The organism is Streptomyces spongiicola (genome assembly GCF_003122365.1).
In the GTDB taxonomy this organism is placed as follows: domain Bacteria; phylum Actinomycetota; class Actinomycetes; order Streptomycetales; family Streptomycetaceae; genus Streptomyces; species Streptomyces spongiicola.
In genome coordinates this window covers 268,790-292,647 of sequence record NZ_CP029254.1, presented here as the reverse complement: position 1 = coordinate 292,647, position 23,858 = coordinate 268,790, and the positions used below count along the sequence as shown (strand labels likewise).

At 73.2% G+C, this 23,858-nt stretch carries 20 protein-coding genes and 2 tRNA genes; 16 read left to right on the top strand and 6 right to left on the bottom strand.

The features are described 5' to 3' along the window. Window positions 1–46: 46 nt before the first annotated feature. On the bottom strand, window positions 47–460 hold the full coding sequence (locus DDQ41_RS01200) for an SsgA family sporulation/cell division regulator (protein ID WP_003959770.1): 414 nt from the start codon (window positions 458–460) through the stop codon (window positions 47–49). A 188-nt stretch (window positions 461–648) separates the two neighbouring features. Here DDQ41_RS01200 and DDQ41_RS01195 point away from each other — a divergent pair, with 188 nt between their 5' ends. Together DDQ41_RS01195 and DDQ41_RS01190 are read left to right on the top strand one after the other, a co-directional pair. After that, window positions 649–1,107, top strand: a complete 459-nt coding sequence (locus tag DDQ41_RS01195) for a TIGR02611 family protein (RefSeq protein ID WP_109292766.1) — start codon at window positions 649–651, stop codon at window positions 1,105–1,107. Between the two features lie 95 nt (window positions 1,108–1,202). Continuing rightward, window positions 1,203–1,277 (top strand) — tRNA-Val (locus DDQ41_RS01190). Window positions 1,278–1,334: 57 nt separating this feature from the next. On the opposite strand, the gene DDQ41_RS01185 is transcribed toward DDQ41_RS01190, so the two are convergent. Next, window positions 1,335–4,049, bottom strand: a complete 2,715-nt coding sequence (locus DDQ41_RS01185; protein WP_262508323.1) for an SCO7613 C-terminal domain-containing membrane protein — start codon at window positions 4,047–4,049, stop codon at window positions 1,335–1,337. A 163-nt stretch (window positions 4,050–4,212) separates the two neighbouring features. Between DDQ41_RS01185 and DDQ41_RS01180 the strand changes: the two genes are divergently transcribed. Further along, window positions 4,213–4,284: transfer RNA gene (locus DDQ41_RS01180), tRNA-Val, on the top strand. Window positions 4,285–4,654: 370 nt separating this feature from the next. Here DDQ41_RS01180 and DDQ41_RS01175 read toward each other — a convergent pair. Continuing rightward, the gene (locus DDQ41_RS01175) at window positions 4,655–5,383 is read right to left on the bottom strand and encodes a 3'-5' exonuclease (RefSeq protein WP_109292764.1); all 729 of its coding nucleotides are present in this window, start codon (window positions 5,381–5,383) and stop codon (window positions 4,655–4,657) included. Between the two features lie 174 nt (window positions 5,384–5,557). Between DDQ41_RS01175 and DDQ41_RS01170 the strand changes: the two genes are divergently transcribed. The 3 genes from DDQ41_RS01170 (at window position 5,558) to thrS (ending at window position 9,608) form a co-directional block, all read left to right on the top strand. After that, window positions 5,558–6,121 carry a DUF4365 domain-containing protein gene (locus DDQ41_RS01170; protein ID WP_109292763.1) on the top strand — a complete coding sequence of 188 codons (564 nt, stop codon included), beginning with the start codon at window positions 5,558–5,560 and terminating at the stop codon, window positions 6,119–6,121. Next, window positions 6,121–7,389: a hypothetical protein gene (locus DDQ41_RS01165; RefSeq protein WP_109292762.1), complete on the top strand. Its 1,269-nt coding sequence runs from the start codon at window positions 6,121–6,123 to the stop codon at window positions 7,387–7,389. Before DDQ41_RS01170 ends, DDQ41_RS01165 begins: the two co-directional genes overlap by 1 nt. A gap of 242 nt (window positions 7,390–7,631) precedes the next feature. Beyond that, window positions 7,632–9,608: a threonine--tRNA ligase gene (gene thrS / locus DDQ41_RS01160; protein ID WP_109292761.1), complete on the top strand. Its 1,977-nt coding sequence runs from the start codon at window positions 7,632–7,634 to the stop codon at window positions 9,606–9,608. Window positions 9,609–9,795: 187 nt separating this feature from the next. On the opposite strand, the gene DDQ41_RS01155 is transcribed toward thrS, so the two are convergent. After that, window positions 9,796–10,488, bottom strand: coding sequence for a potassium channel family protein (locus DDQ41_RS01155; RefSeq protein WP_109292760.1), 693 nt, complete (start codon window positions 10,486–10,488; stop codon window positions 9,796–9,798). A 66-nt stretch (window positions 10,489–10,554) separates the two neighbouring features. On the opposite strand from DDQ41_RS01155, the gene DDQ41_RS01150 reads away from it, so the two are divergent. After that, window positions 10,555–11,115, top strand: coding sequence for an HIT family protein (locus tag DDQ41_RS01150; RefSeq protein WP_109292759.1), 561 nt, complete (start codon window positions 10,555–10,557; stop codon window positions 11,113–11,115). 79 nt (window positions 11,116–11,194) lie between these two features. Here the strand turns inward: DDQ41_RS01150 and DDQ41_RS01145 are convergent, their stop codons facing one another. Next, window positions 11,195–12,859 (bottom strand): hypothetical protein, encoded by a 1,665-nt coding sequence (locus tag DDQ41_RS01145; protein WP_109292758.1) that lies wholly within the window; start codon window positions 12,857–12,859, stop codon window positions 11,195–11,197. Between the two features lie 566 nt (window positions 12,860–13,425). Next, complete coding sequence (locus tag DDQ41_RS01140) at window positions 13,426–15,633, bottom strand: elongation factor G-like protein EF-G2 (protein ID WP_109292757.1); 2,208 nt, start codon at window positions 15,631–15,633, stop codon at window positions 13,426–13,428. 256 nt (window positions 15,634–15,889) lie between these two features. Here DDQ41_RS01140 and pgsA point away from each other — a divergent pair, with 256 nt between their 5' ends. The 9 genes from pgsA (at window position 15,890) to ruvA (ending at window position 23,726) form a co-directional block, all read left to right on the top strand. Next, window positions 15,890–16,597 carry a phosphatidylinositol phosphate synthase gene (pgsA, locus tag DDQ41_RS01135; protein ID WP_109292756.1) on the top strand — a complete coding sequence of 236 codons (708 nt, stop codon included), beginning with the start codon at window positions 15,890–15,892 and terminating at the stop codon, window positions 16,595–16,597. Continuing rightward, window positions 16,594–17,517, top strand: coding sequence for a phosphatidylinositol mannoside acyltransferase (locus DDQ41_RS01130; RefSeq protein ID WP_109292755.1), 924 nt, complete (start codon window positions 16,594–16,596; stop codon window positions 17,515–17,517). Before pgsA ends, DDQ41_RS01130 begins: the two co-directional genes overlap by 4 nt. Then, the gene (locus DDQ41_RS01125) at window positions 17,514–18,704 is read left to right on the top strand and encodes a glycosyltransferase family 4 protein (protein WP_109297476.1); all 1,191 of its coding nucleotides are present in this window, start codon (window positions 17,514–17,516) and stop codon (window positions 18,702–18,704) included. Before DDQ41_RS01130 ends, DDQ41_RS01125 begins: the two co-directional genes overlap by 4 nt. Before the next feature lie 468 nt (window positions 18,705–19,172). Continuing rightward, on the top strand, window positions 19,173–19,712 hold the full coding sequence (locus DDQ41_RS01120) for a hypothetical protein (protein ID WP_109292754.1): 540 nt from the start codon (window positions 19,173–19,175) through the stop codon (window positions 19,710–19,712). Window positions 19,713–19,922: 210 nt separating this feature from the next. Then, window positions 19,923–20,849, top strand: coding sequence for a pyridoxal 5'-phosphate synthase lyase subunit PdxS (gene pdxS, locus DDQ41_RS01115; protein WP_109292753.1), 927 nt, complete (start codon window positions 19,923–19,925; stop codon window positions 20,847–20,849). Between the two features lie 6 nt (window positions 20,850–20,855). Beyond that, entirely contained in the window at window positions 20,856–21,482 is a 627-nt protein-coding gene (gene pdxT, locus DDQ41_RS01110; protein WP_109292752.1) for a pyridoxal 5'-phosphate synthase glutaminase subunit PdxT, read from the top strand. A gap of 190 nt (window positions 21,483–21,672) precedes the next feature. Further along, entirely contained in the window at window positions 21,673–22,425 is a 753-nt protein-coding gene (locus DDQ41_RS01105; protein WP_109292751.1) for a YebC/PmpR family DNA-binding transcriptional regulator, read from the top strand. Window positions 22,426–22,584: 159 nt separating this feature from the next. Next, a complete protein-coding gene (gene ruvC, locus DDQ41_RS01100) occupies window positions 22,585–23,118 on the top strand; it encodes a crossover junction endodeoxyribonuclease RuvC (protein WP_109292750.1) in 534 nt (177 codons plus the stop codon). Further along, entirely contained in the window at window positions 23,115–23,726 is a 612-nt protein-coding gene (ruvA, locus tag DDQ41_RS01095; RefSeq protein ID WP_109292749.1) for a Holliday junction branch migration protein RuvA, read from the top strand. The genes ruvC and ruvA overlap by 4 nt, the downstream gene beginning before the upstream one ends. The last annotated feature ends 132 nt before the right edge of the window (window positions 23,727–23,858 follow it).

The window sequence follows — 23,858 nt, the reverse complement described above, 5'->3', positions numbered from 1 at the left end:
GTGCCGTCTCCCCGAGTCGGACGGTGCCCGCTGCCCTCGCCCTGGTTCAGCTTTCCGCCAGGATGTGCGAGAGCTCGGTGTCGAGGTCGAAGTGGCGATGCTCCGTGCCGGGCGGGACCGCGGCGTCCGTCCGCTTGAGGAACGACTCCAGGGCCCTCGCCGGAGCCTCCAGCAGGGCCTCGCCCTCCGGAGAGCTCAGTGCGATGCAGACGACGCCCTGGCCGTGGCTGCGCGACGGCCAGACTCTGACGTCGCCGGTTCCGGTGGGCCGGTGAAGGCCCTCGGCGAGAAGGTCGCGGGCGAACACCCATTCGACCGTCTCCTCGGCTCCGGTGTGGAAGGTGGCGTGCACGGCATACGGATCGGCCGTGTCATACCGCAAGCCCGCGGGTACAGGCAGTGAGGACTCGCTCGACACGACGAGGCGCAGGTGCAGCTCGCAGCTGACCGTGGTGTTCATAAGCGCCAGGGCCTTTCGCTCAGTGTGCGCTCGGGGATTCGCACGTCGGCGAAATCGACATGCCACCTACGGTGCCGTTGTAAACCCCTCTGTCTGTTTTGTGATCCTTGGGGTACCCCGAACGGAGGAGTTTCGCGTACGACCGTGCGGTCATTCCAGCAGGCCGATTCGTCGGGTATTTTTGCCTCATGAGTGCGGAGAGTGACGAGCGGAGCGGGGGCGCCGCGACGGCGGCCCGAGGTTCCGTCACGGGGGATGCGGCCGCGCCCGCAGGGCTTGTTCTGGGATCGCGGGCACCCGGGTTCGTGCGCAGGCGCCGGACGCTTCATCTGAGCTGGCAGGTCGGCGTCTTCATCGTGGGCTTCGCGGTCGTCGTGGCCGGCGTGATCATGCTTCCGCTGCCCGGGCCGGGCTGGCTGGTGATCTTCGCGGGCATGGCGATCTGGGCCACCGAGTTCGTCTGGGCGCAGCTCGTACTGCACTGGACGAAACGGAAAGTGACCGAGGCGGCGCAGCGGGCGCTGGACCCGAAGGTGCGCCGGCGCAACATCATCTTGACCACCGTCGGACTGGTGGTCGTCGGCGTGCTGAGCGGGGTGTACCTCTGGAACTTCGGGATCGAGATGCCCTGGAGGATCGAGCAGTGACCGGAGCCGGGCGGCGACCGCCCGGCGGTCGCCGGGGCGGCCGGTGAAGTGGTCCCGAGGCGCCGCTGACATGGGGTAATGTTTGCGGTGCGCCCGGGCGATTAGCTCAGTGGGAGAGCGCTTCGTTCACACCGAAGAGGTCACTGGTTCGAACCCAGTATCGCCCACCACCCGGATCGGCGGCCCCGGAGACCGAGAGTCTCCGGGGCCGTCGGCCTATCACCCGTTCAGCGCATCCGGCCGAGGCTCTCCCGGAACCGGCGCACGTCGCGCAGCCGCTGCTCGTAGGTCGCCCCCACGGCCAGCAGCAGCAGTCCCGCCAGCGCGGGCGGCAGCCAGCGCGGCAGGGCGTCGACGGCCTGGACGACATAGGGCGCCAGTTCGTGCAGCGCGACCAGGGCGAGCGTCAGACCGCCGAGGACCAGCGGTGCCCGGAGCCGCCGCCGGGCTCCGGCGAGGGTCACCCCGAGGGCGGCCAGGCCCAGCAGCAGCGGGCGCTGCCAACCGGCGTCGCCCCAGGCCGCGAGCAGGCTCGGTACCAGGGTCGCGCCGAGCCCGGGGCCGTACGCGGTCCACGAGGAGGCGGACGGATCGGTGCGGCGCCGCAGGAGTCCCAGGGCCAGCGCGGGCACGGTCGCGGGCAGGGTGTACGCCTCGGGCGTGTCGACGCCCGAGGCCGCGAGGCGCACCCAGGTGGCGGCGACGAAGAGCGCCGCCGCCGCGTATCCGGCCAGGGGCCTGCGCTCGGCCCGTACGGCCGTGCCCGCGGCCACCACGCCGGCGAGGGCCAGCACCAGGGCCAGGGCCGGCGGGTTCGGGGCCGCGAGGGCGACGGCGATCGGCACGACCGCCGCGGCCGTCACCTCCACTGCCGGGGCGACCGGGTGCCGGCCGAGCCGGGCGCCGAGCAAGGCCGCCCCCGCCGGTACGGCCAGGAGCGCGAGGGCGATCCGGTGCCCCGGCAGCTCCGCTGCCGCCGCCGTCGCCGCCACCAGCCCCGTGCTGCCCACCACGGTGGTGCAGGCGGCGACGGTCCGGACGAGACCTCGGGCCGTCACCGCTGCGGTGGCGCCCAGTGCCACCAGCACGCCCAGCGCGGTGAACGTGGCGGGCCGGGTCGCCAGGCCGAGCAGCGCCGCGGCCGTCCCCGACAGCAGCGCGCAGGCGAGCGCCGTGGCGGCGAGGGCGCGGAGGGGGTCGGGCGCGTACGGGGGAGGCTCCGGCCGGCCGGCCGGCGGTGCCGCACCGGCGGCACCGCCGGTGCGGCCCGGGGCCTCGGGCGGGGTGTGGTCGTCGGGCGCCGGGTCCGCGGCGGGGGAGCCGGGGTGCGGTGGTGAACCGGTGGGCGTCGCGGTGGCGCGTGCTGATCCTGTGGCCCCGGGTGACGTGGTGGCCTCCGGTGACGCGGTGGCGCGTGGTGTCCGGGCGGCCTCGGGCGGCGTGGCGGTCCCGTCCGCCGCGCGGCCGCTTCTCCCGGCGCCGGGGGCTCGCCGCGCGGTCGGCAGCAGAGCGGCCGCGAGTGAGGGACGGGCCGCCTGCGCGAGGGCCGCGGCCGTCGCCGACAACTGCACGGCCAGCGCCGGGCCGAGCGGGAGCGACAGGGCGACGGGGGCGGCCACGGCCGCCGACCACGCCAGGACCAGTGCGGCGCACTCCCCGGCAGGACGGGGCGGCGGTACGGCGGGAAGCAGCCTGGGCGCCACCCACAGTGCCGCGGCCACGACCGCGAGGACGACCGGGGCGGTGGCCGCGCCCGGCGGGGCGGCGCCCGGTGCGGGCGGTCCGCCCCAGACGTTCTCGAGGACGGCGGCCGGTCCCGTCAGCCCCAGCAGAACGACCGGTGCCGCCCACAGCGCCGAGGCGAGGTGGACCAGACCGGAGGCGGCGCCGAGCCCGGTGAGCACCACCCGAGGCGCACGGATCCTCACGGCGGCGAGCAGCGACGCCGCGCTCAGCAGATACGCGGGGACGGCCCAGTCCGGTGGCACCGCCGTCCGCAGCACACCGCCGAGGGCCGCGATCGCCGCGAGGCCGCCGATCGCCGCGAGGCCGCCGATCGTCGCGATCGCCGATGCCGATGCCGACGCCGGCGTCCGCCACGCGGCCGCCAGGGCCAGGGCCGCGCCCGCCAGGAGCAGCAGCGCCGGTTCCACCGAGGCGGCCGGGGAGGCCGCGGACACCGACAGCCAGAGGCCGGTCAGCAGGGACCAGCCGCCCGTCGCCACGGCGCAGGCGGCCGCGGGGGCCCGCACGCCCTTGCGCCGGGCGCCGAGCGCGATCAGGACGTCCAGTCCGGCGGTCGCCAGTGCCGCCCACGCGACGGCCCCGGCGCTTCCGCCCGCGGACAGCGCCCACAGCGGCAGCGGCAGCTGCCCCGCCACCACGGCACCGGGCAGCGGCAGGCGCAGCCCGCCTCCGGCGCGCGCGTATCCCGCCCAGACCGCGGCGAGCACACCGGCGGCCGCGGCCGTGTAGGCCAGGGTGTCCGTCCCGGGAAGCACCGCACGCCTGAGCGCGTACGCGTCGAGGACGGTGAGGACCAGAGCGAGCGCCGCCACCGACTCCGCGGTCGAGACGAGCTTGCGGCGCAGCAGCAGGAGGGGCGTTCCGAGGGCCGCGACGGTCACCGCGCCCAGCACGAGCGCGCGGCCGCCGATGCCCATGTGCCCCCAGCTGACCACGGTGAAGGCGACGGCGGCGATCGCCAGCAGGGTCCCGCCGAGGGCGAGCAGGACGTTCTGTGCACCCGGTGGGGACGTCTCGGCGGCCGTCCCCCGGGAGCGAACGGGGCCCGGGGAAGGCCCGGCGGCGGGACCCGCGGCCCGCAGCGCCGTCAGCAGCCAGGCCCTGCGGGCCAGCAACCGGGCCCGGTGGGCGTCGAGTCGGACCAGTTCGCGATCGATGAGCCGGAGCTCCTCGGCCGGCGGCAGCGCGTTGTCCATGGCGTCGAGTGTGGTGCGGGGCACAGGGCGGCCGGATGGGCGCGGGTACTCAGATCTCCGGTGAGTACCCGCGCGCCCGGTGCCGGACCCGGCCCGGGGCCGCCGTGGGCGGAAGGGAGTTTGAAGGAAACCCGCCGGTACCTGTATGGTTCAGTGCGTTCCCGGGCGATTAGCTCAGCGGGAGAGCGCTTCGTTCACACCGAAGAGGTCACTGGTTCGATCCCAGTATCGCCCACCGGAAGAGGCCGGTCCGTCATCTGACGGACCGGCCTCGTGCGTTGCCGGTTACCCGGAGCCGACCCGCCGCCAGCGGGGCCGGGGCGAGGAGGAGTTGCGGCGGTTTCCCGCGGTCGCCTTGACGCGGTTCCGGGGATTGGCTTGAATGCGTGCAGAGAGGTCCAGACCAATACCCCTCGGCTGTGAGGGCCCGTTCCCAGGTCCCGCCTCCTGCGGTGCCACCGCGCGGCGGTGGTCGGGGGGCCGGCCGCGGCCCGCACCGGCGGCCGGTCGGGCCCCACGGAGCGTACGGGTGTCCCGAAGCGGCGGGGCACCCGTACCCGTCTCCGGCCCGCCGTACGCGCCGCGCGGCCGTCACGCCGTGGCGGTCACGCCGCCCGGGCGGGGATCTCGGGGCGCAGCGGCCATGCCGGGTCCACCGACTCCTCCGAACCGTTCCGGGCGAACCACGCCTGCAGCCCGCGCGCCTGAGCCGCGTGCCACACCGCCTGCAGTGTGTGCAGCTCCGCCGCGGACAGCCGCTCCAGGCGCGCCGTGAAACGGCGGCCGACCGCCCGGACGACGTCCAGCGCCGCGGTCGCGTCCGCCGCCGCGTCATGGGCCCCGTCCAGCGTCACCCCGTACTGCCCGCACAGATCGGTGAGCGTGCGTCGGCCCTTGCGGTAGCGGTCCAGGTGCTTGTCCAGCACCCGCGGGTCCAGTACGCACATCGGTGCGTTCTCGAGGTAGCGCGCCAGTGACGAGGCGCGGTGGCGGCGCAGTTCACGGTCCAGCAGGGTCAGGTCGAACGGCGCGTTCATCACCACGAGCGGGCGGCCCGCAGCGCACTGCTCCGCCAGCGACCGCCCTATCTCCTCCATCACCGGGGCCGGCCAGCGGCCGTTGCGCTGCAGGTGCTCCTCGGTGAGTCCGTGCACGGCCGTGGCCTCGGCCGGTACCGGCACACCCGGATTGACCAGCCAGCCCTTGACGCGTGTGCGTCCACCCGGCGAGTCCTGGACCACGAGCGCGGCGGAGACGATCCGGTCCCGCTCGACGTCCACTCCCGTCGTCTCCGTGTCGAACGCTGCCAGGGGTCCCTCGTACCAGTGCGTCATCCCCGAACTCCTCGCCCATGCCTGGCAGATGGTGGTATCCCCTGCCCGACTCGGTGATACCCGGACCGTTTGCGCACTACGCAGGCGGGTGACAACACAGATGACGGGGCGCGCTGCTGACGGTCCGTCGTGAGGACGACCACCATCGGCACAGCCCGGAAGGCAGACGGAGCCATGGCGCTCGCGCAGCCCGAACCGGGTGCGCTGCCCGAGCGGACCGCACCGCTGCGCGGAGCACTCGCCACCACCGCCTGCATGGAGACCCTCCAGGTGGGGTACCTGCACGCGGTCGCGGCGGCCGCCGGCTGCTCGCTGTCCCAGCCGTTCCCCGACAACGGGATCGACTGGCACGTCAGCCACAGCGCTCCCGGACACACCGTCGACGACGAGGTCACCATCAAGGTGCAGTTGAAGGCCACCTACCAGCTCGCGCCCCGTCCCCCCGGTCCGTCGTTCGCCTTCACCCTGGACAACGAGCACCTGGTGAAACTGGCCCGCACCCCCGTGTCGGTACACAAGATCCTGGTCGTCATGATCGTGCCGCGAGCCCGGGACGAGTGGCTGCGGGCCGGGCACGAAGCGCTCGGCCTGAGGCACTGCTGCTACTGGACCAACCTGGCCGGCCACCCGGTGACGGGCCGGCGGCGGACCACCGTGCGGATCCCGACCTCCCGCGTCTTCGACGACCGGGCGCTCTGCGGGATCATGACGCGGGTCGGGACGGGAGGGAGACCCTGATGCACCGCCCGATCGACGAAGGCGCACCCCGCGCGGCCGGCTCCCCCTCGGTGCCGCACGCCCGTCCGGAGCCCCTGCCGTTTCCCGACCGCGTGCCCGCCCCCTGGTACGGCAGCCAACTCCCCGACCCGGCCCTGGTCGACCCCCTGGTGCTGGGTGCGCTGCTGCACCGGCACGGGTGGCGCAGAAGGGGCGGAGCGGCCGGCCGGTACGCCCGCTGGACCCCGCCGGGGCCCGGCACCGGCGGGACGAGCCTGCTGGTGCCCGAGAGCAGGGAGTTCCCCGACTGCGAGGACCTGCTGGGTGAGGCCCTGGCCGCCCTGGCGGGATCGGCCGCGCCCGCGGCCCGCGAGGTGCTGGTCGGGCTCGCCGTGCCGAGTGACGAGGTCCGCTGGTGGCGCGACGTCCCCCAGGGCCCGTCGGGCGCGGCCTCCTGGACCGTGCAGGAGCAGTTGCGGTCCGCCGCCCGGCAGTTCCTGCTCGCGGGCGCGCTCGCCGTGCGCGGACGCGCCGGCTACCACGGAGCGCGGCACCGGCGGCAGGCGCGGGCGGTCCTTCGGGGAGTCCTGGTCGGCCCGGCGCCGGGCGGGCGCGGTCTCACCGCGTTCCTGCCCGTGGACACCGGCCGGTCCGTCGCCGTCCGGCTGCACCACGCCCTGCACGCGGCCCGCGAGGCCGTCGACCACCAGCGCGCCACGGGTGGGTTGGACGCCTTCGGCGCGGCGGTCGCGGCGGGGGTCAGCCGCGAGCTGACCGAGGCCCTCGTGACGCTGGTGCGGGGTGCCGAGGGCGCGCGGATCGCGGTGGCGTGGTCGCCCTCGGCGGGGGTGCCGGAGGGCTGCGCCGCCCGGCCCGAACCGGTGGAGTTCTCCCCCGGCGACCTGCCCGCCCTCCGCGCCGCCGGTGCCCGGTATCTGCGTGAGGAGCCGTCCGTGCCGGTCCGCGTCACCGGCACGGTGGTGCGGATGCGGCGCTCCGGCACGCGCGGCGAGGGCACCGTGCGGCTGCACGTCCTCGGCGGAGCGGACGTCCCCTACGTACGCGCGGTCCTGGACGAGGACGCCTACCGGACCGCGGGCCACGCCCACCTCGTGGGGCTCCCCATCCGGGTCGTCGGCCGCCTCGAGAGCCGCGGCGGCTTCCGGCGGCTCACCGAGGCGAGCGGGGTGGCGCCGGTGCGGGTGGACGAGGCGGAGCGGGACAGGCTGATGAAGGCGCTGCACGAGAACCTCGGCTTCTTCGAGGAGGCATGCGGAGGGGAGGACTGAGCGCGGCCGGGGCCCTGCTCCGGAGAGGCGCCGCGCCTCCTCCCGGGACGGCGGCCCCGGGCCGCCGCGGCGCGTGGACGAAGTCCGCGGTCCGCGCCGGGCCGCGCCCGCCGCACGGCACTCCCGCCGCGGGTGCGCTCCACACGCGCAGCGCGTTTAGCGGGCGCGATCCACCGCTCGGTAGCATGACGAGTGCACGCGCGACACCCCTGCGCGTGCTGCCCTTCAGACAGGAGAGACCGGTGTCAGACGTCCGTGTGATCATCCAACGCGATTCCGAGCGGGAAGAGCGCGTGGTGACGACGGGCACCACGGCGGCCGATCTCTTCGGCGGCGAGCGCACCGTGATCGCCGCGCGGGTCGGCGGGGAGCTGAAGGACCTGGCGTACGAGGTGGGCGACGGCGAGACCGTGGAGCCCGTCGCGATCTCCTCGGAGGACGGGCTGAACATCCTGCGCCACTCCACCGCGCACGTCATGGCGCAGGCGGTGCAGGAACTCTTCCCGGAGGCCAGGCTCGGCATCGGCCCGCCGGTCCGGGACGGCTTCTACTACGACTTCGACGTGGCGAAGCCCTTCACCCCGGAGGATCTCAAGGCCGTCGAGAAGAAGATGCAGGAGATCCAGAAGCGCGGGCAGCGCTTCTCGCGCCGCGTCGTCACCGACGAGGCCGCGCGTGCGGAGCTGGCGGACGAGCCGTACAAGCTGGAGCTGATCGGCATCAAGGGCGCCGCCTCGCACGACGACGGGGCGGACGTCGAGGTGGGCGGCGGCGAGCTGACCATCTACGACAACCTGGACGCCAGGACCGGCGAGCCGTGCTGGAAGGACCTCTGCCGCGGCCCCCACCTGCCCACCACCCGCGCCATCCCGGCGTTCAAGCTGATGCGCAACGCGGCGGCCTACTGGCGCGGCAGCGAGAAGAACCCGATGCTGCAGCGCATCTACGGCACCGCCTGGCCGTCCAAGGAGGAGCTGAAGGCGCATCTGGACTTCCTGGCCGAGGCCGAGAAGCGCGACCACCGCAAGCTCGGCAACGAGCTGGACCTCTTCTCCTTCCCCGACGAGGTCGGCTCCGGGCTCGCCGTCTTCCACCCCAAGGGCGGGGTGATCCGCCGGGTCATGGAGGACTACTCGCGAAAGCGCCACGAGGAGCACGGCTACGAGTTCGTCTACTCGCCGCACGCGACCAAGGGCAAGCTGTTCGAGAAGTCGGGCCACCTGGACTGGTACGCCGAGGGCATGTACCCGCCCATGCAGCTCGACGAGGGCGTGGACTACTACCTCAAGCCCATGAACTGCCCGATGCACAACCTGATCTTCGACGCGCGCGGCCGCTCTTACCGCGAACTGCCGCTGCGCCTCTTCGAGTTCGGCACCGTGTACCGGTACGAGAAGTCGGGCGTCGTGCACGGTCTGACCCGGGCCCGCGGCTTCACCCAGGACGACGCGCACATCTACTGCACCCGCGAGCAGATGGCGGAGGAGCTGGACACCACCCTCACCTTCGTCCTGGACCTGCTCCGCGACTACGGTCTGACCGACTTCTACCTGGAGCTGTCCACCAAGGACCCGGAGAAGTTCGTCGGCTCCGACGAGGCATGGGAGGAGGCCACCGAGGTCCTGCGGCAGGTGGCCGAGAAGCAGGGCCTGCCGCTCACCCCCGACCCGGGCGGTGCGGCCTTCTACGGCCCGAAGATCTCCGTCCAGGCGAAGGACGCGATCGGCCGCACCTGGCAGATGTCGACGGTCCAGCTCGACTTCAACCTGCCGGAGCGATTCGACCTTCAGTACACCGGACCGGACGGCGCCAAGCAGCGCCCCGTCATGATCCACCGGGCGCTGTTCGGGTCCATCGAGCGGTTCTTCGCGGTGCTGCTCGAGCACTACGCCGGTGCCTTCCCGGCCTGGCTCGCCCCCGTCCAGGCCCTCGGCATCCCGATCGGCGACGCCCATGTGCCGTATCTCCGGGAGTTCGCGGCCAAGGCGAGGCGGCGCGGACTCCGCGTCGAGGTGGACGCCTCCTCGGACCGGATGCAGAAGAAGATCCGCAACGCCCAGAAGCAGAAGGTGCCCTTCATGGTCATCGCGGGCGACGAGGACATGGAGCACGGCGCGGTGTCGTTCCGCTACCGCGACGGCTCGCAGGAGAACGGCATCCCGGTCGACGAGGCCATCGCCAAGATCGTGAAGGTCGTCGAGGAGCGCACCCAGATCTGAGCCGGCCGGCGGTGCCTTCCCGGCGGTCGGGTTCAGGCGCGTGGCGCCCTGCCGACGGGTGGTTTCAGGCGCGCGGTGCCCTTCCGGTCGGCGGTGCCTGCCGGTCGGCGGTGCCTGCCGGTCGGCGGTGCCTGTCGGCCGGTGAGGCGGGTGCAGGCCGGTGAGGCGGGCCCGGAACCCCGCACCGTCAGGAGGAGGCCCCCGGGGGACGCGCGTCCCCCGGGGGCCTCCTCTCGTCCTCCCGGGCGAAGACCTGGATCAGCCAGGAAGAGAACGATCCGGTCACCGCGCCGAGCAGCGCCAGACCGCAGACCATCAGCCCGACCGCGACGGTCCGCCCCCAGGCGGTCACCGGCGTGACGTCGCCGTAACCCACGGTGGTCAGCGTCTCGCACACCCACCACACGGCGTCGCCGAAGGTCAGGATCGTCGCCCCGGGCGCGGTCCGCTCCTGGTGGTAGACCGCGAGCGCTCCGGCCCAGCCCAGCAGCACGGCACTCAGACCGGCGTAGACGATCACCCGCACGTACAGGCTGAGCACCGGCTGGTCCCGCCGGCGCTGGAGCGTGGTGTACAGCCTGACGAGCCGCAGCGGGCGCAGCAGCGGCAGCAGCAGCACCACGGCGTCCAGCCAGCGCGTCCGCAGGAAGCGGGGGAGCCGCTGACCGCTGAGCCGCACACGCGCCACGAAGTCGGCCCCGAAGACGAACCACATCAGCAGCATCGTCGCGAGGGCGACCTCCCGCCAGACCACGTCCACGTCGTGGGCCAGGATCCGCACCGAGTACGCGGCCAGGAAGACCAGCGAGGCGTAGAAGAGCGGCAGCTCGGTCCGCTGCTCCCAGCGGTCGAGCGGGGTGTCTGCCTCGTCGACGTCCATCCGGCCAGCATCGCGGGGAGCCGCCCGCGTCCGCCCCGGCGACACGCTCCGTACGGGCGAAGTCATATGCTGCACCACATGACGAGTGAGCCGGAGCAGCAGATCGGGGTCGGCATCCAGGACGCCTTCCAGCGGCTGTGGACGCCGCACCGGATGGCGTACATCCAGGGCGAGAACAAGCCCACCGGCCCCGGGGCCGGCGACGGCTGCCCGTTCTGCTCCATCCCCGCCAGGTCCGACGAGGACGGACTCGTCATCGCGCGTGGTGAGAGCGTGTACGCGGTGCTCAACCTGTACCCGTACAACGGCGGCCACCTGATGGTGGTGCCGTACCGGCATGTGGCCGACTACACCGACCTCGACCCGGCCGAGACCGCCGAACTCGGCGAGTTCACCAAGCGGGCGATGACCTGTCTGCGGACGGCCTCCGGGGCGCACGGCTTCAACATCGGGATGAACCAGGGGACGGTTGCCGGCGCCGGTATCGCCGCCCATCTGCACCAGCACGTGGTACCGCGCTGGGGCGGCGACACCAACTTCATGCCGGTCATCGGACACACGAAGGTGCTGCCGCAACTCCTCGCGGACACCCGGAAGATGCTCGCCGAGACCTGGCCGCCGGCGTAGCACTCCACTGCCGCCCCGGGGGCGCATACGTGAGGCGCCCACGTGAGGCGCATACGCGGGACGCGGCGGGGCCGCCGCGTCACGCGTCGTACAGGTCCGCCTTGCCGGGCATCGCTTCCTGCACCCCACCGCCGAGGAGCGTCGAGCGGGTGCCGAAGCGCGTCGTGTCCACGCCGTGCTCCTCGAGCACCCGCATCGCGGCGGAGTGCGCCACCCGCAGTACCGGCGTCGCCGCCCGTATCGCGTCGTCCGCCATGAAGCGGTGCCGCCAGGGCTGCTCGGCCCAGGCGTGCCGCAGCCCGAACGGCTCGGGCAGGACCAGCTTGCCGCCCAGGAAGTCCAGAATCGGCGGATACCAGGTGAACGGTGCCCGGACCATCTGCCGCACCACCTCGGCGGTTTCCACCAGCGGCAGCCGACGCTCCACGGTCTCCCAGAACCGCACGGTCTTGGCGACCTCGACGGTCTTGGCCGCGGGCTTGGCGGTGAAGAGGGAGTGCACCGGCCCGAGAGCGTGTCCCGTCACCTCGATGCGCAGGGTCTCGAACAGCACCGTCACCGTGATCATCATGGTGATCACCAGCTGGCCGTCCCAGAGCGTGAACTGGACGCCCAGATAGTGCCGGTTCCCGCTCCCGAACTGCTGGTGGTCGCAGATTCGCTGTATCTCGTGGCGCTTCACCTGGAAGGTCTCCACGTCCTGGCCCTCCGGACGGGCCACCTCGGCCGCGCCCTCCCCGACCGGGACCACGATCCAGTGCTTCACCGACGGCTTCGGGAAACCGCCCGAGTTCAGCGGGCCGCGCTGGAGCAGCGTCAGCCGGTCGTGGATGACCTTGATGACGTCCCAGCTGCGGAACCGGTGGAACTCCTTGCCGGGCTCCTTCGCCACCAGTTCCTCGGCGAGCTGCCAGGTCCCCCAGCGGGTGCCCATGCCGAGTATGCCCTTGGGGCCCGCGTAGAAGACCGTGTTGGACTGCTGCTCGGCGGTGAGCTTCTCCAGGCCCTGCCGCAGTTCCTCCGCCGCCGTCTCGTCGGGGTTGCCCGGCACGGCCTCCGGGATCTTCGCCCCGACGCCCCCGCCGGAGAGGAGGCCGTCCCAGCGGGCCCGCAGGTCCTTGGCCGTGGCCTCGCAGATCTGCTTGCCGACCAACCAGCCGATCACCGGGGCGACGAGCATGGCCCGCAGGTAGTACGACCAGAAACCACCGAACGGCAGCGCGACCAGGAACGCCACCGCGAGGACGCCCACGGCGGCCAGCAGTGCCGATCCGGTGATGCCGGCCTTCCTGTCCTTGGAGCCCGCGAGGGTACGGCGCAGCTGGAACACGCCGATCCACAGCAGCGCGCCGGGCAGGAACAGCAGCCCGAACACCGCCATGACCGCGGTCAGCCGGGCGTCCCGCTGCTTGCGGATCCGGCTCGCCGCGAGCGCGTGCTCGACCACGGCCTGCGGTTCGGCGCCGAACGACTGGATCAGCGGCTTGCGGGCGCCGCCGAGCATCCGCACCTGGACCGCCCGGGAGAAGGCCTCGCCGAGATTCGGCTCGAAGAGCGAGAACCTGCCCTTCTTCACCGTGGACTTGTGCCATTCGTTGTCGGCCTTGAGTATCTCCTCCAGCGGACTGTCGCGGTAGGCGGCCGAGGCGAGGGCGTGCGTCGCCGCAGTCTCGCCGGCCGCTCCCTGCACCGGGATCTGGGCCCCGGGCGAGAAATCGAATGCCTGGTCCACTACCGCCCCCATCGCCGCACCGTCCGCACCGCGGCCCTACCGACTACCGCGCCCCGCGCACCTTCCGAGCCGCGCGAAACAGCGTAGCGGGGCCGTGGCCCGCGCGTCAGCCCCGCCTTCCGGTCGCCGGGGCTGCGGCCGATCGCGCAAGGGGAGTCCGCCGAAGGCGAGTTCGGGGGCGGCGTCTCCCCGCTCCGGTCCGGCCCCGCGGTCCCGCCGCGCTTCCGCGGGCCGGGCGAGCGGCGACGGAGGACCGGCTCGCGGCCGGTCCCGGGCGGCCCGGTCGGCCCGGGACCGGCCGGTCCCGGGCCGACCGGGCTCGGCCTGCGAGAAGGGCGTGTTCGCGAACCGGCCCGGCCTGCGAGAAGGGCGTGTTCGCGAACCGGCCCGGCCTGCGAGAAGGACCCGCCCGCGACCGCGACCGGGTCAGGACCGGTCCCGGACCGGTCCCGGACCGGAGTCGCGACCGGGTCAGGACCGGTCCGCGGCGCGCACCGGCTTCTTCCGTACCGCCGGGTCCCGCGGGGCGGCCGCGGTCCGCCTCCCGCCGGGCCCTGCGGGGCGGTTCCCGCCGGGGGCTACGCGGCGTCCGCGGCATCCTCCCTGACCTTGGCCGCGATCTGGGGCGGCATCGCCTCGTGCCGCGCGTACGCCCGGTCGAAGCGGCCGGTCCCGTGCGAGATGGACCGCAGGTCCACCGCGTACCGCCCGATCTCGATCTCCGGCACCTCGGCGCGCACCACCGTCCTGCCGCTGCCCGCCTGCTCGGTGCCGACCACGCGGCCCCGACGCCCCGAAAGGTCGCTCATGACGGCGCCGACGTAGTCGTCCGGCACCATCACCTGCACTTCGGCCACCGGCTCCAGCAGGTCGATCCGGGCCTGCGCCGCCGCCTCGCGCAGCGCCAGCGCACCGGCCGTCTGGAACGCCGCGTCGGACGAGTCCACCGAGTGCGCCTTGCCGTCAAGCAGCGTCACGCGCACGTCGACGAGCGGGTGGCCGGCGGCGACACCCCTCGCCGCCTGAGCCCGTACGCCCTTCTCCACCGAAGGGATGAACTGGCGGGGTACGGCGCCGCCCACCACCTTGTCGACGAACTCGATCCCCGAGCCCGGCGGCAGCGGCTCCACCGCTATCTCGCAGATCGCGTACTGGCCGTGCCCGCCGGACTGCTTCACATGGCGGCCCCGCCCGCCCGACGGCCCGCCGAACGTCTCCCGCAGCGGCACCCTGTGCGGCACCACGTCCACCTGGACCCCGTACCTGCTGCGCAGCCGCTCCAGCGCCACGTCGGCGTGGGCCTCGCCCAGGCACCACAGCACCACCTGCCGGGTGTCCTGGTTCTGCTCCAGCCGCATCGTCGGATCCTCCGCGACCAGCCGGGCCAGCCCCTGGGACAGCCGGTCCTCGTCGGCCTTGCCGTGCGCCCGGATGGCCAGCGGCAGCAGCGGGTCGGGCATCGCCCACGGCTCCATGAGCAGCGGATCCGCCGTCGAGCTGATCGTGTCGCCGGTCTCGGCCCGCCCGAGTTTGGCCACGCAGGCGAGATCGCCCGCGATGCAGCTGCCGACGGTGCGCTGCTGCTTGCCGAACGGCGAGGAGAGCGCGCCGATGCGCTCGTCGACGTCGTGGTCCTCGTGCCCGCGGTCGGCCAGTCCGTGCCCCGAGACATGCACGGTCTCGTCGGGGCGGAGCGTCCCGGAGAACACCCGGACCAGGGACAGCCGGCCGACGTACGGGTCGGAGGCGGTCCTGACCACCTCGGCGACCAGCGGGCCGTCCGGGTCGCAGGCGACGGCGGGCCTCGGCCGGCCGTCGGGAGTGGTGACCGCGGGCGCCTCGCGCTCCAGCGGGGTCGGGAAACCCCCGGTGATCAGCTCCAGCAGCTCCACCGTGCCCAGGCCCTGCCTCGCCCCGTTCACGGCCGGTGCCGCGGCCAGCACGGGATGGAACACGCCACGCGCGACGGCCTTCTCCAGGTCTTCGACCAGGGTCTTGAGATCGACCTCCTCGCCGCCCAGGTAGCGCTCCATGAGCGACTCGTCCTCGCTCTCGGCGATGATCCCCTCGATCAGGCGGTTCCTGGCCCCGGCCAGCAGCGACTCCTGATCCGGCCCGGGTGTCTTCTCGACGCGCTCGCCGCCGGAGTAGTCGTACAGCTTCCGCGACAGCAGCCCGGCCAGCCCCGTCACCGGTGCGTGCCCGTCGGCGGCCTCGGGGCCGTACTGCGGCAGATAGAGCGGCAGCACCGCGTCCGGGTCGTCACCGCCGAACAGCTGCCCGCAGACCTCGATCAGCTCGTCGAACCCGGTGCGGGCCGTCTCCAGATGGGTGACCACGATCGCCCGGGGCATCCCGACCGCCGCGCACTCCTCCCACACCGCGCGGGTCGAGGCGGGCACGGCGTCGGCCTCCTGCGCCGCCGACACGACGAAGAGAGCCGCGTCCGCGGCTCGCAGACCGGCCCTGAGTTCCCCCACGAAGTCGGCGTACCCGGGGGTGTCCAACAGGTTGATCTTGTACCCGCCCCACTCGACCGGGACGAGGCTCAGCTGTACGGAACGCTGCTGGCGGTGCTCGATCGCGTCGTAGTCCGAGAGGGTCCCGCCGTCCTCGACCCGGCCCGCCCGGTTGACCGCCCCCGCCGTCAGCGCCAGGGCCTCCACCAGGGTCGTCTTCCCTGATCCGCTGTGGCCGACCAGCACCACATTCCTCACGGATGTCGGCTGGCCGGCCGTCGTAGCCCTGCCGGCGGCTCCGGATTGCGCATTCGCCTTGTCGCCCATGATCGGTTCCTCCCGACTGATCTGCACGGTGAGGTGAGGGCGCGGACCCGGGCGCGCTGTGGGAGGCCCCGGGCAGGTGCTCCGGGGGATGCGCCGGCGAAGCCCGCGGTTGTCCTTCGAGCTTTCCACTCACTTCACGGTGCGTCCATACGTCGTGCCCGACCGGCCCGGGCGGCCGGCCGGCCGTGTGCGTGGCTACGATGGGCCCGCCGGTGGCCGAAGGGGCCGCGCGGCCCACCGACCTTTCGGGAAGGCCATGCTGAACAAGTACGCGCGTGCGTTCTTCACGCGTGTTCTCACACCGTTCGCCGCGTTCCTGCTGCGCCGCGGGGTGAGTCCCGACGCGGTGACCCTCGTCGGCACGGCCGGAGTGGTCGCGGGCGCGCTGGTCTTCTTCCCCCGCGGAGAGTTCTTCTGGGGGACGATCGTCATCACCCTCTTCGTCTTCTCCGACCTCGTCGACGGCAACATGGCCCGCCAGGCCGGGGTCTCCAGCCGCTGGGGCGCCTTCCTTGACTCCACGCTGGACCGGGTCGCCGACAGCGCGATCTTCGGCGGCTTCGCCCTCTGGTACGCGGGCAAGGGTGACGACAACGTGCTGTGCGCGGTGGCCATCTTCTGTCTCGCCAGCGGCCAGGTCGTCTCGTACACCAAGGCGCGGGGCGAGTCCATCGGGCTGCCGGTCGCGGTGAACGGGCTGGTGGAGCGGGCCGAACGGCTGGTGATCTCGCTGGTCGCCGCCGGACTCGCCGGACTGCACGCGTTCGGCGTCCCCGGTGTCGACGTGCTGCTTCCCGTCGCGCTCTGGGTGGTGGCCGCCGGCTCCGTGGTGACCCTGGCGCAGCGCGTCGTCACGGTGCGCCGCGAGGCGGCGGAGGCGGATGCCGGGCAGGCCGGGGACGCGCCCTCGCAGGGGCCCTCGCAGGGGAGCACCCACGGCACGTCGCAGGGGAGTGAGGCATGAGCGGTATCCGGGACCGGCTGACGGACACCCTGTACGGGCTGGGCTGGGGGACGGTCAAGCGGCTCCCGGAGCCCGTCGCCGCCGCGCTCGGGCGCACCGTCGCCGACACCGCGTGGAAGCGGCGCGGCCGGGGCGTGCTGCGGCTGGAGACCAATCTCGCCCGGGTGGTGCCGGACGCGGGCCCCGAGCGTCTCGCCGAACTGTCCAGGGCCGGGATGCGCTCCTACATGCGCTACTGGATGGAGTCCTTCCGGTTGCCGGCCTGGGACCGGGAGCGCGTGCGCCGGAGCGTGGAGATCGAGAACATCCGGCGCCTGCACGACGGCATGGCCCGGGGCAGGGGCGTCGTCCTCGCGCTGCCGCACCTGGCGAACTGGGACCTGGCCGGGGTCTGGGCCACCCGCGCGCTGGGCATACCGTTCACCACCGTCGCGGAGCGGCTGAAGCCGGAGACGCTGTACGACCGGTTCGTCGCCTACCGCGAGTCCCTCGGGATGGAGGTGCTGCCGCACACCGGCGGCTCCGCCTTCGGCACGCTCGCCCGGCGGCTGCGCGGCGGCGGCCTGGTCTGCCTGGTGGCGGACCGCGACCTGTCCACCTCCGGCGTCGAGGTCAAGTTCTTCGGCGAGACGGCCAGGATGCCCGCGGGACCCGCGCTGCTCGCCCAGCAGACCGGCGCGCTGCTGCTGCCCGCGACCCTCTGGTACGACGACACTTCCGTCATGAAGGGCAGGGTGCACCCGCCCGTCGACGTGCCCGAGACGGGCACCCGGGCCGAGAGGACGTCCGTGATGACGCAGGCGCTGGCCGACGCCTTCGCCACCGGCATCGCCGACCACCCGGAGGACTGGCACATGCTGCAGCGGTTGTGGCTCCCGGACGCGGCGGACCGCGGCGGGCGGCGGGAGGCCCGGGCATGAGGATCGGGATCGTCTGCCCCTACTCGTGGGACGTGCCCGGCGGCGTCCAGTTCCACATCCGCGACCTGGCGGAGCATCTGATCCGACTCGGTCACGTGGTGTCCGTCCTCGCCCCGGCCGACGACGACACCCCGCTGCCGCCGTACGTCGTGTCGGCGGGCCGCGCCGTGCCCGTGCCGTACAACGGCTCGGTCGCCCGGCTCAACTTCGGCATCCTCTCCGCGGCCCGGGTGCGGCGCTGGCTGCACGACGGCCGCTTCGACGTGATCCACATCCACGAGCCGGCGTCGCCGTCGCTGGGGCTGCTGTCCTGCTGGGCGGCACAGGGGCCGATCGTGGCGACCTTCCACACCTCCAATCCGCGCTCGCGGGCGATGATCGCGGCCTACCCGATCCTCCAGCCCGCACTGGAGAAGATCAGCGCGCGGATCGCGGTCAGCGAGTACGCCCGGCGCACGCTCGTGGAGCACCTGGGCGGCGACGCGGTGGTCATCCCGAACGGTGTCGACGTCGACTTCTTCGCCAAGGCCGAGCCGAAGGCGCAGTGGCAGGGCTCGGGTACCGGTCGCGGAGCCACGGGGACGACGATCGGGTTCATCGGGCGCATCGACGAGCCCCGCAAGGGCCTGCCCGTCCTGATGAGGGCCCTGCCGCGGATCCTGGAGGCACATCCGGACACCCGGCTGCTGGTCGCGGGCCGCGGGGACCAGGAGGAGGCGGTCGAGTCCCTGCCCGAGTCCGTGCGCGCACGCGTCGAGTTCCTGGGGATGGTCAGCGACGAGGACAAGGCCCGGCTGCTGCGCAGCGTCGACGTGTACGTCGCGCCCAACACCGGCGGCGAGAGCTTCGGCATCATCCTGGTCGAGGCGCTGTCGGCGGGCGCACCGGTCCTGGCCTCGGACCTCGACGCCTTCGCCCAGGTGCTGGACCAGGGCGCGGCGGGCGAACTCTTCGCCAACGAGGACGCGGGGGCCCTCGCCGACGCCGCGATCCGGCTGCTCGGCTCGCCGTCCCGGCGCGCCGGACTCAGCGCGCGGGGGAGCGCCCATGTGCGGCGTTTCGACTGGTCCACGGTCGGTGCGGACATCCTCGCCGTGTACGAGACGGTGACGGACGGCGCGGCCTCGGTGGCGGCCGACGAACGCCCCGGCGGCCTGATGGCCCGCTTCGGCCTCGCCCGCGACTGAGCGCCGGCAGCGCCGGCCGAGGCCGTGCGCTGGCCCGTGACCGAACGCCGGCCGTGACCGAACGCCGGCAGCGCCGGCCCGAGGCCGTGTGTCGACAGGCCCGGGACCGAGGCGCCCTCGGGCACCGGACCGAGCGCCGCCGGGCCGGGTGGCGGCCCGTCGCGGGTGCGTTGACGAATGCGCCGTCGGGTGTGCGACGGGTCGGTTGACCGACACCAACGGCGTCAGGATCGCCCCGGTGCGCCGACGGGTGTGCGACGGGTCGCCTGCCCGTCCCCGCCCTCGCCCCTGGCCGCCCGTCCGCCCTATCCGCCCTGCCCGCCCCTCCGCTGCGGCCGTCCGGAACCGCTGCCGTCGGGCGGTGGTCTGCTCCGCGGGCCGGGCCCGGTGGCTCGGCCCGCCGGAGTGAGCCCTGACGCGGTGGCGGCCCCGGCACGCCCGGAGGAGGCACCGGTAGATTGACCCGGCGTGACCGCAACCCTGATCTGGATCCTCGTCGCGCTCGTCGCCGTAGGCCTCTACCTCAGCTGGACCGCCGGCCGGCTCGACCGCCTGCACGCCCGGATCGACGCCGCCCGCGCGGCGCTCGACGCCCAACTCCTGCGCCGCGCCTCGGTCACCCAGGAGCTGGCCACCTCGGGAGTGCTGGACCCCGCCGCCTCGATCGTGCTCTACGAGGCCGCGCACGCGGCCCGTCAGGCCGACGAGGAGCACCGCGAGGTCGCCGAGAGCGAGCTGAGCCAGGCGCTGCGCGCCGTGTTCGGCGAGACGGAGCAGGTGGAGGCGGTGCGGGAGGTTCCCGGGGGAGAGGACGCCGCCGGTGAACTCGCCGCGGCCGTCCGCCGTGTCCCGATGGCACGGCGGTTCCACAACGACGCTGTGCGGGCGGCGCGGGCGCTGCGGCGGCACCGTGCGGTCCGCTGGTTCCGCCTCGCCGGGCACGCCCCGTTCCCGCTGGCCTTCGAGATGGACGACGAGCCGCCGGCAGCGCTGGCGGACCGGCCGTAGCGGACGCCTCCCCGGCGGCCGTACCCGGAACGGCGGTACGCCCGCGGCCCTCCCGCACTCCCGCCCGCCGCCCCGCTGCGGCGGTCCGTGTCCGGTGCGCTCCGCGGGCCCGTGCGGCGCCGCCAAAACGAGCCACCGGGTCACCATTGGCCCTTGCATTGGCCTGGCACCGGACTGTTTCCTCGTCGGAGCACCGTTTGCCGTCACCGAATGAGGTCGATCGTGTCCAGCACGCTCCCCAACTCCCCGCAGGCTCCCGAGACCGGCACCGCGCGCGTCAAGCGCGGCATGGCCGAGCAGCTCAAGGGCGGCGTGATCATGGACGTCGTCACTCCGGAGCAGGCGAAGATCGCCGAGGACGCGGGCGCCGTGGCCGTCATGGCCCTGGAGCGCGTCCCCGCCGACATCCGCAAGGACGGCGGAGTGGCCCGGATGTCCGACCCGGACATGATCGAGGGCATCATCGAGGCGGTCTCCATCCCGGTGATGGCGAAGTCCCGCATCGGCCACTTCGTCGAGGCCCAGGTCCTGCAGTCGCTCGGCGTGGACTACATCGACGAGTCCGAGGTGCTGACCCCGGCCGACGAGGTCAACCACTCCGACAAGTGGGCCTTCACGACCCCCTTCGTCTGCGGCGCCACCAACCTGGGCGAGGCCCTGCGCCGGATCGCCGAGGGTGCGGCCATGATCCGTTCCAAGGGCGAGGCCGGCACCGGAAACGTCGTGGAGGCCGTCCGCCACCTGCGCCAGATCAAGAACGAGATCGCCCGCCTGCGCGGCTTCGACAACAACGAGCTGTACGCCGCCGCCAAGGAACTGCGCGCCCCGTACGAGCTCGTCGCCGAGGTGGCCCGGCTCGGCAAGCTGCCGGTGGTGCTGTTCTCCGCCGGTGGTGTCGCCACCCCCGCCGACGCCGCGCTGATGCGCCAGCTCGGTGCCGAGGGCGTCTTCGTCGGCTCCGGCATCTTCAAGTCGGGTGACCCGGCCAAGCGCGCCGCGGCGATCGTGAAGGCCACCACCTTCTACGACGACCCGAAGATCATCGCGGATGCCTCCCGCAACCTGGGCGAGGCCATGGTCGGCATCAACTGCGACACCCTGCCCGAGGCCGAGCGCTACGCGAACCGCGGCTGGTAGCCACCCATGAGCACACCCGGCACCCCTGTCATCGGAGTTCTGGCTCTGCAGGGCGACGTACGGGAGCATCTGATCGCCCTGGCCGCGGCCGATGCCGTGGCCAGGCCGGTCCGGCGCCCCGAGGAACTCGCCGAGGTCGACGGCCTCGTCATTCCGGGCGGCGAGTCCACCACCATCTCCAAACTGGCCGAACTCTTCGGACTGATGGGCCCGTTGCGTGAGCGGGTGCGCGCTGGCATGCCGGTCTACGGCACCTGTGCGGGCCTGATCCTGCTCGCCGAGAAGATCCTGGACCCGCGTTCGGGACAGGAGACCGTCGGCGGCATCGACATGATCGTGCGCCGCAACGCCTTCGGTCGCCAGAACGAGTCCTTCGAGTCGGCGGTCGCGGTCGCGGGCGTCGAAGGCGGCCCGGTGGAGGGCGTCTTCATCCGCGCCCCGTGGGTGGAGTCCGTCGGTGCCGAGGTGGAGGTGCTCGCCGAGCACGGGGGCCACATCGTCGCCGTCCGCCAGGGAAACTCGCTGGCCACGTCGTTCCATCCGGAGCTGACCGGCGACCACAGAGTCCACGCCCTGTTCGTCGACATGGTGCGTACCGCGCGGTCGGAAGGTGTGTGCGTCAGCGCTCCGTGAGGGGTGGTGGTCGGGCGACGGGTGGAAGGTGTGTGCGTCAGCGCTCCGTGAGGGGTGGTGGTCGGGCGACGGGTGGAAGGTGTGCGCGTCAGCGCTCCGTGAGGGGTGGTGGTCGGGCGACGGGTGGGAGTGTCCCGGTAGGATCACGGGGGAACGGAGCAGGGATCGGTTACGCGAAGGAGACAGGCAGATGTCCGGCCACTCTAAATGGGCCACGACGAAGCACAAGAAGGCCGTGATCGATGCCAAGCGCGGCAAGCTCTTCGCGAAGCTGATCAAGAACATCGAGGTCGCGGCCCGCACCGGCGGTGCCGATCCGGACGGCAACCCGACCCTCTTCGACGCCATCCAGAAGGCGAAGAAGCAGTCGGTGCCGAACAAGAACATCGACTCCGCGGTCAAGCGCGGTGCCGGCCTGGAGGCCGGTGGCGCGGACTACGAGACGATCATGTACGAGGGTTACGGCCCGAACGGGGTCGCGGTGCTCATCGAGTGCCTCACCGACAACCGCAACCGTGCCGCGTCCGACGTGCGCGTCGCCATGACCCGCAACGGCGGCTCGATGGCCGACCCCGGTTCGGTGTCCTACCTGTTCAACCGCAAGGGCGTCGTGGTGCTTCCGAAGGGCGAGCTGTCCGAGGACGACGTGCTCGGCGCGGTGCTGGACGCGGGTGCCGAGGAGGTCAACGACCTCGGGGAGAACTTCGAGGTCGTCAGCGAGGCCACCGACCTGGTCGCGGTCCGCACCGCGCTCCGGGACGCCGGCATCGACTACGACTCGGCCGAGGCCGACTTCGTCCCGACCATGCAGGTCGAGCTGGACGAGGAAGGCGCACGCAAGATCTTCAAGCTGATCGACGCGCTGGAGGACAGCGACGACGTGCAGAACGTCTTCGCCAACTTCGACGTGTCGGACGACGTGATGGAGAAGGTCGACGCCTGATCCCGCCTCGTGCGACGGGCCGACGGGGACACCGCCCCGTCGGCCCGTCGCGTTTCGGGCCGCCCGGTTGTCGGCGGTTGTCAGAGGGAGCGGATAGCCTGCACAAACGTCGGGACACCGCCCGGCGGTGGCCGGGGGACGGCGAAGAGGGGTGGGCGTGTGCGCGTGCTGGGGGTGGACCCGGGGCTGACGCGGTGCGGGGTCGGTGTCGTCGAGGGTGTCGCGGGCCGTCCGCTGGCCATGCTCGGTGTCGGGGTGATCCGCACCGAGGCGGACGCGGCGCTCGGTGAACGCCTTGTCGCCGTCGAGCGCGGCATCGAGGAGTGGCTGGACACCCACCGGCCCGAACTGGTCGCGGTGGAGCGGGTTTTCAGTCAGCACAACGTGCGCACGGTCATGGGCACGGCGCAGGCGAGCGCGGTCGCCGTGCTGTGCGCGGCCCGCCGCGGGCTGCCCGTCGCCCTGCACACCCCGAGCGAGGTCAAGGCGGCCGTCACCGGTAGCGGCCGGGCCGACAAGGCGCAGGTGGGGGCGATGGTCACCCGGTTGCTGCGGTTGGCCGCCCCGCCGAAGCCGGCCGACGCCGCCGACGCCCTGGCCCTCGCCATCTGCCACATCTGGCGCGCGCCCGCGCAGAACCGCCTGCGGCGGGCGGTCGCCGCCCATCACGCGACGAAAGGCCGTAGCACATGATCGCCTTTGTGAGCGGCGTGGTCGCCGCCCTGGCCCCGACCACCGCAGTGGTCGAGGTCGGCGGTGTCGGCATGGCCGTCCAGTGCACACCGGACACCCTCTCGGGGCTGAGGGTGGGTCAGCAGGCCAGGCTCGCCACGTCGTTGGTGGTCCGGGAGGACTCGCTGACGCTGTACGGCTTCGCGGACGACGACGAGCGGCAGGTCTTCGAGCTGCTCCAGACCGCGAGCGGGGTCGGACCCCGGCTGGCGCAGGCCATGCTCGCGGTGCACAGTCCGGACGCGCTGCGGCGGGCGGTGGCCACCTCCGACGAGAAGGCGCTCACCGCCGTGCCCGGCATCGGGAAGAAGGGCGCCCAGAAGCTGCTGCTGGAGTTGAGGGACCGCCTCGGCGAGCCCGCCGGGTCACCGGGGCGTGCCGTCGGGGCTCCCGTCGCGCAGGCCTGGCGCGATCAGTTGCACTCCGCGCTGATCGGCCTCGGCTATGCGGCCCGTGAGGCCGACGAGGCGGTCGCCGCGGTGACGCCGCAGGCGGAGGCGGCGGCCGGTGAACCCCAGGTCGGTCCGCTGCTCAAGGCGGCTCTGCGGACGCTGAACCGCACCCGCTGACCGGACCGTATTCCGCCGGACCGTATTCCGCCGGGCCGGATCGCGTCCCCTTGGGCCGGATCGCACCCGCTGACCGGACCGGACCGGATCGCATCCCGCCGGACCGAACCTGACCCGCCGACCACGCGAGGC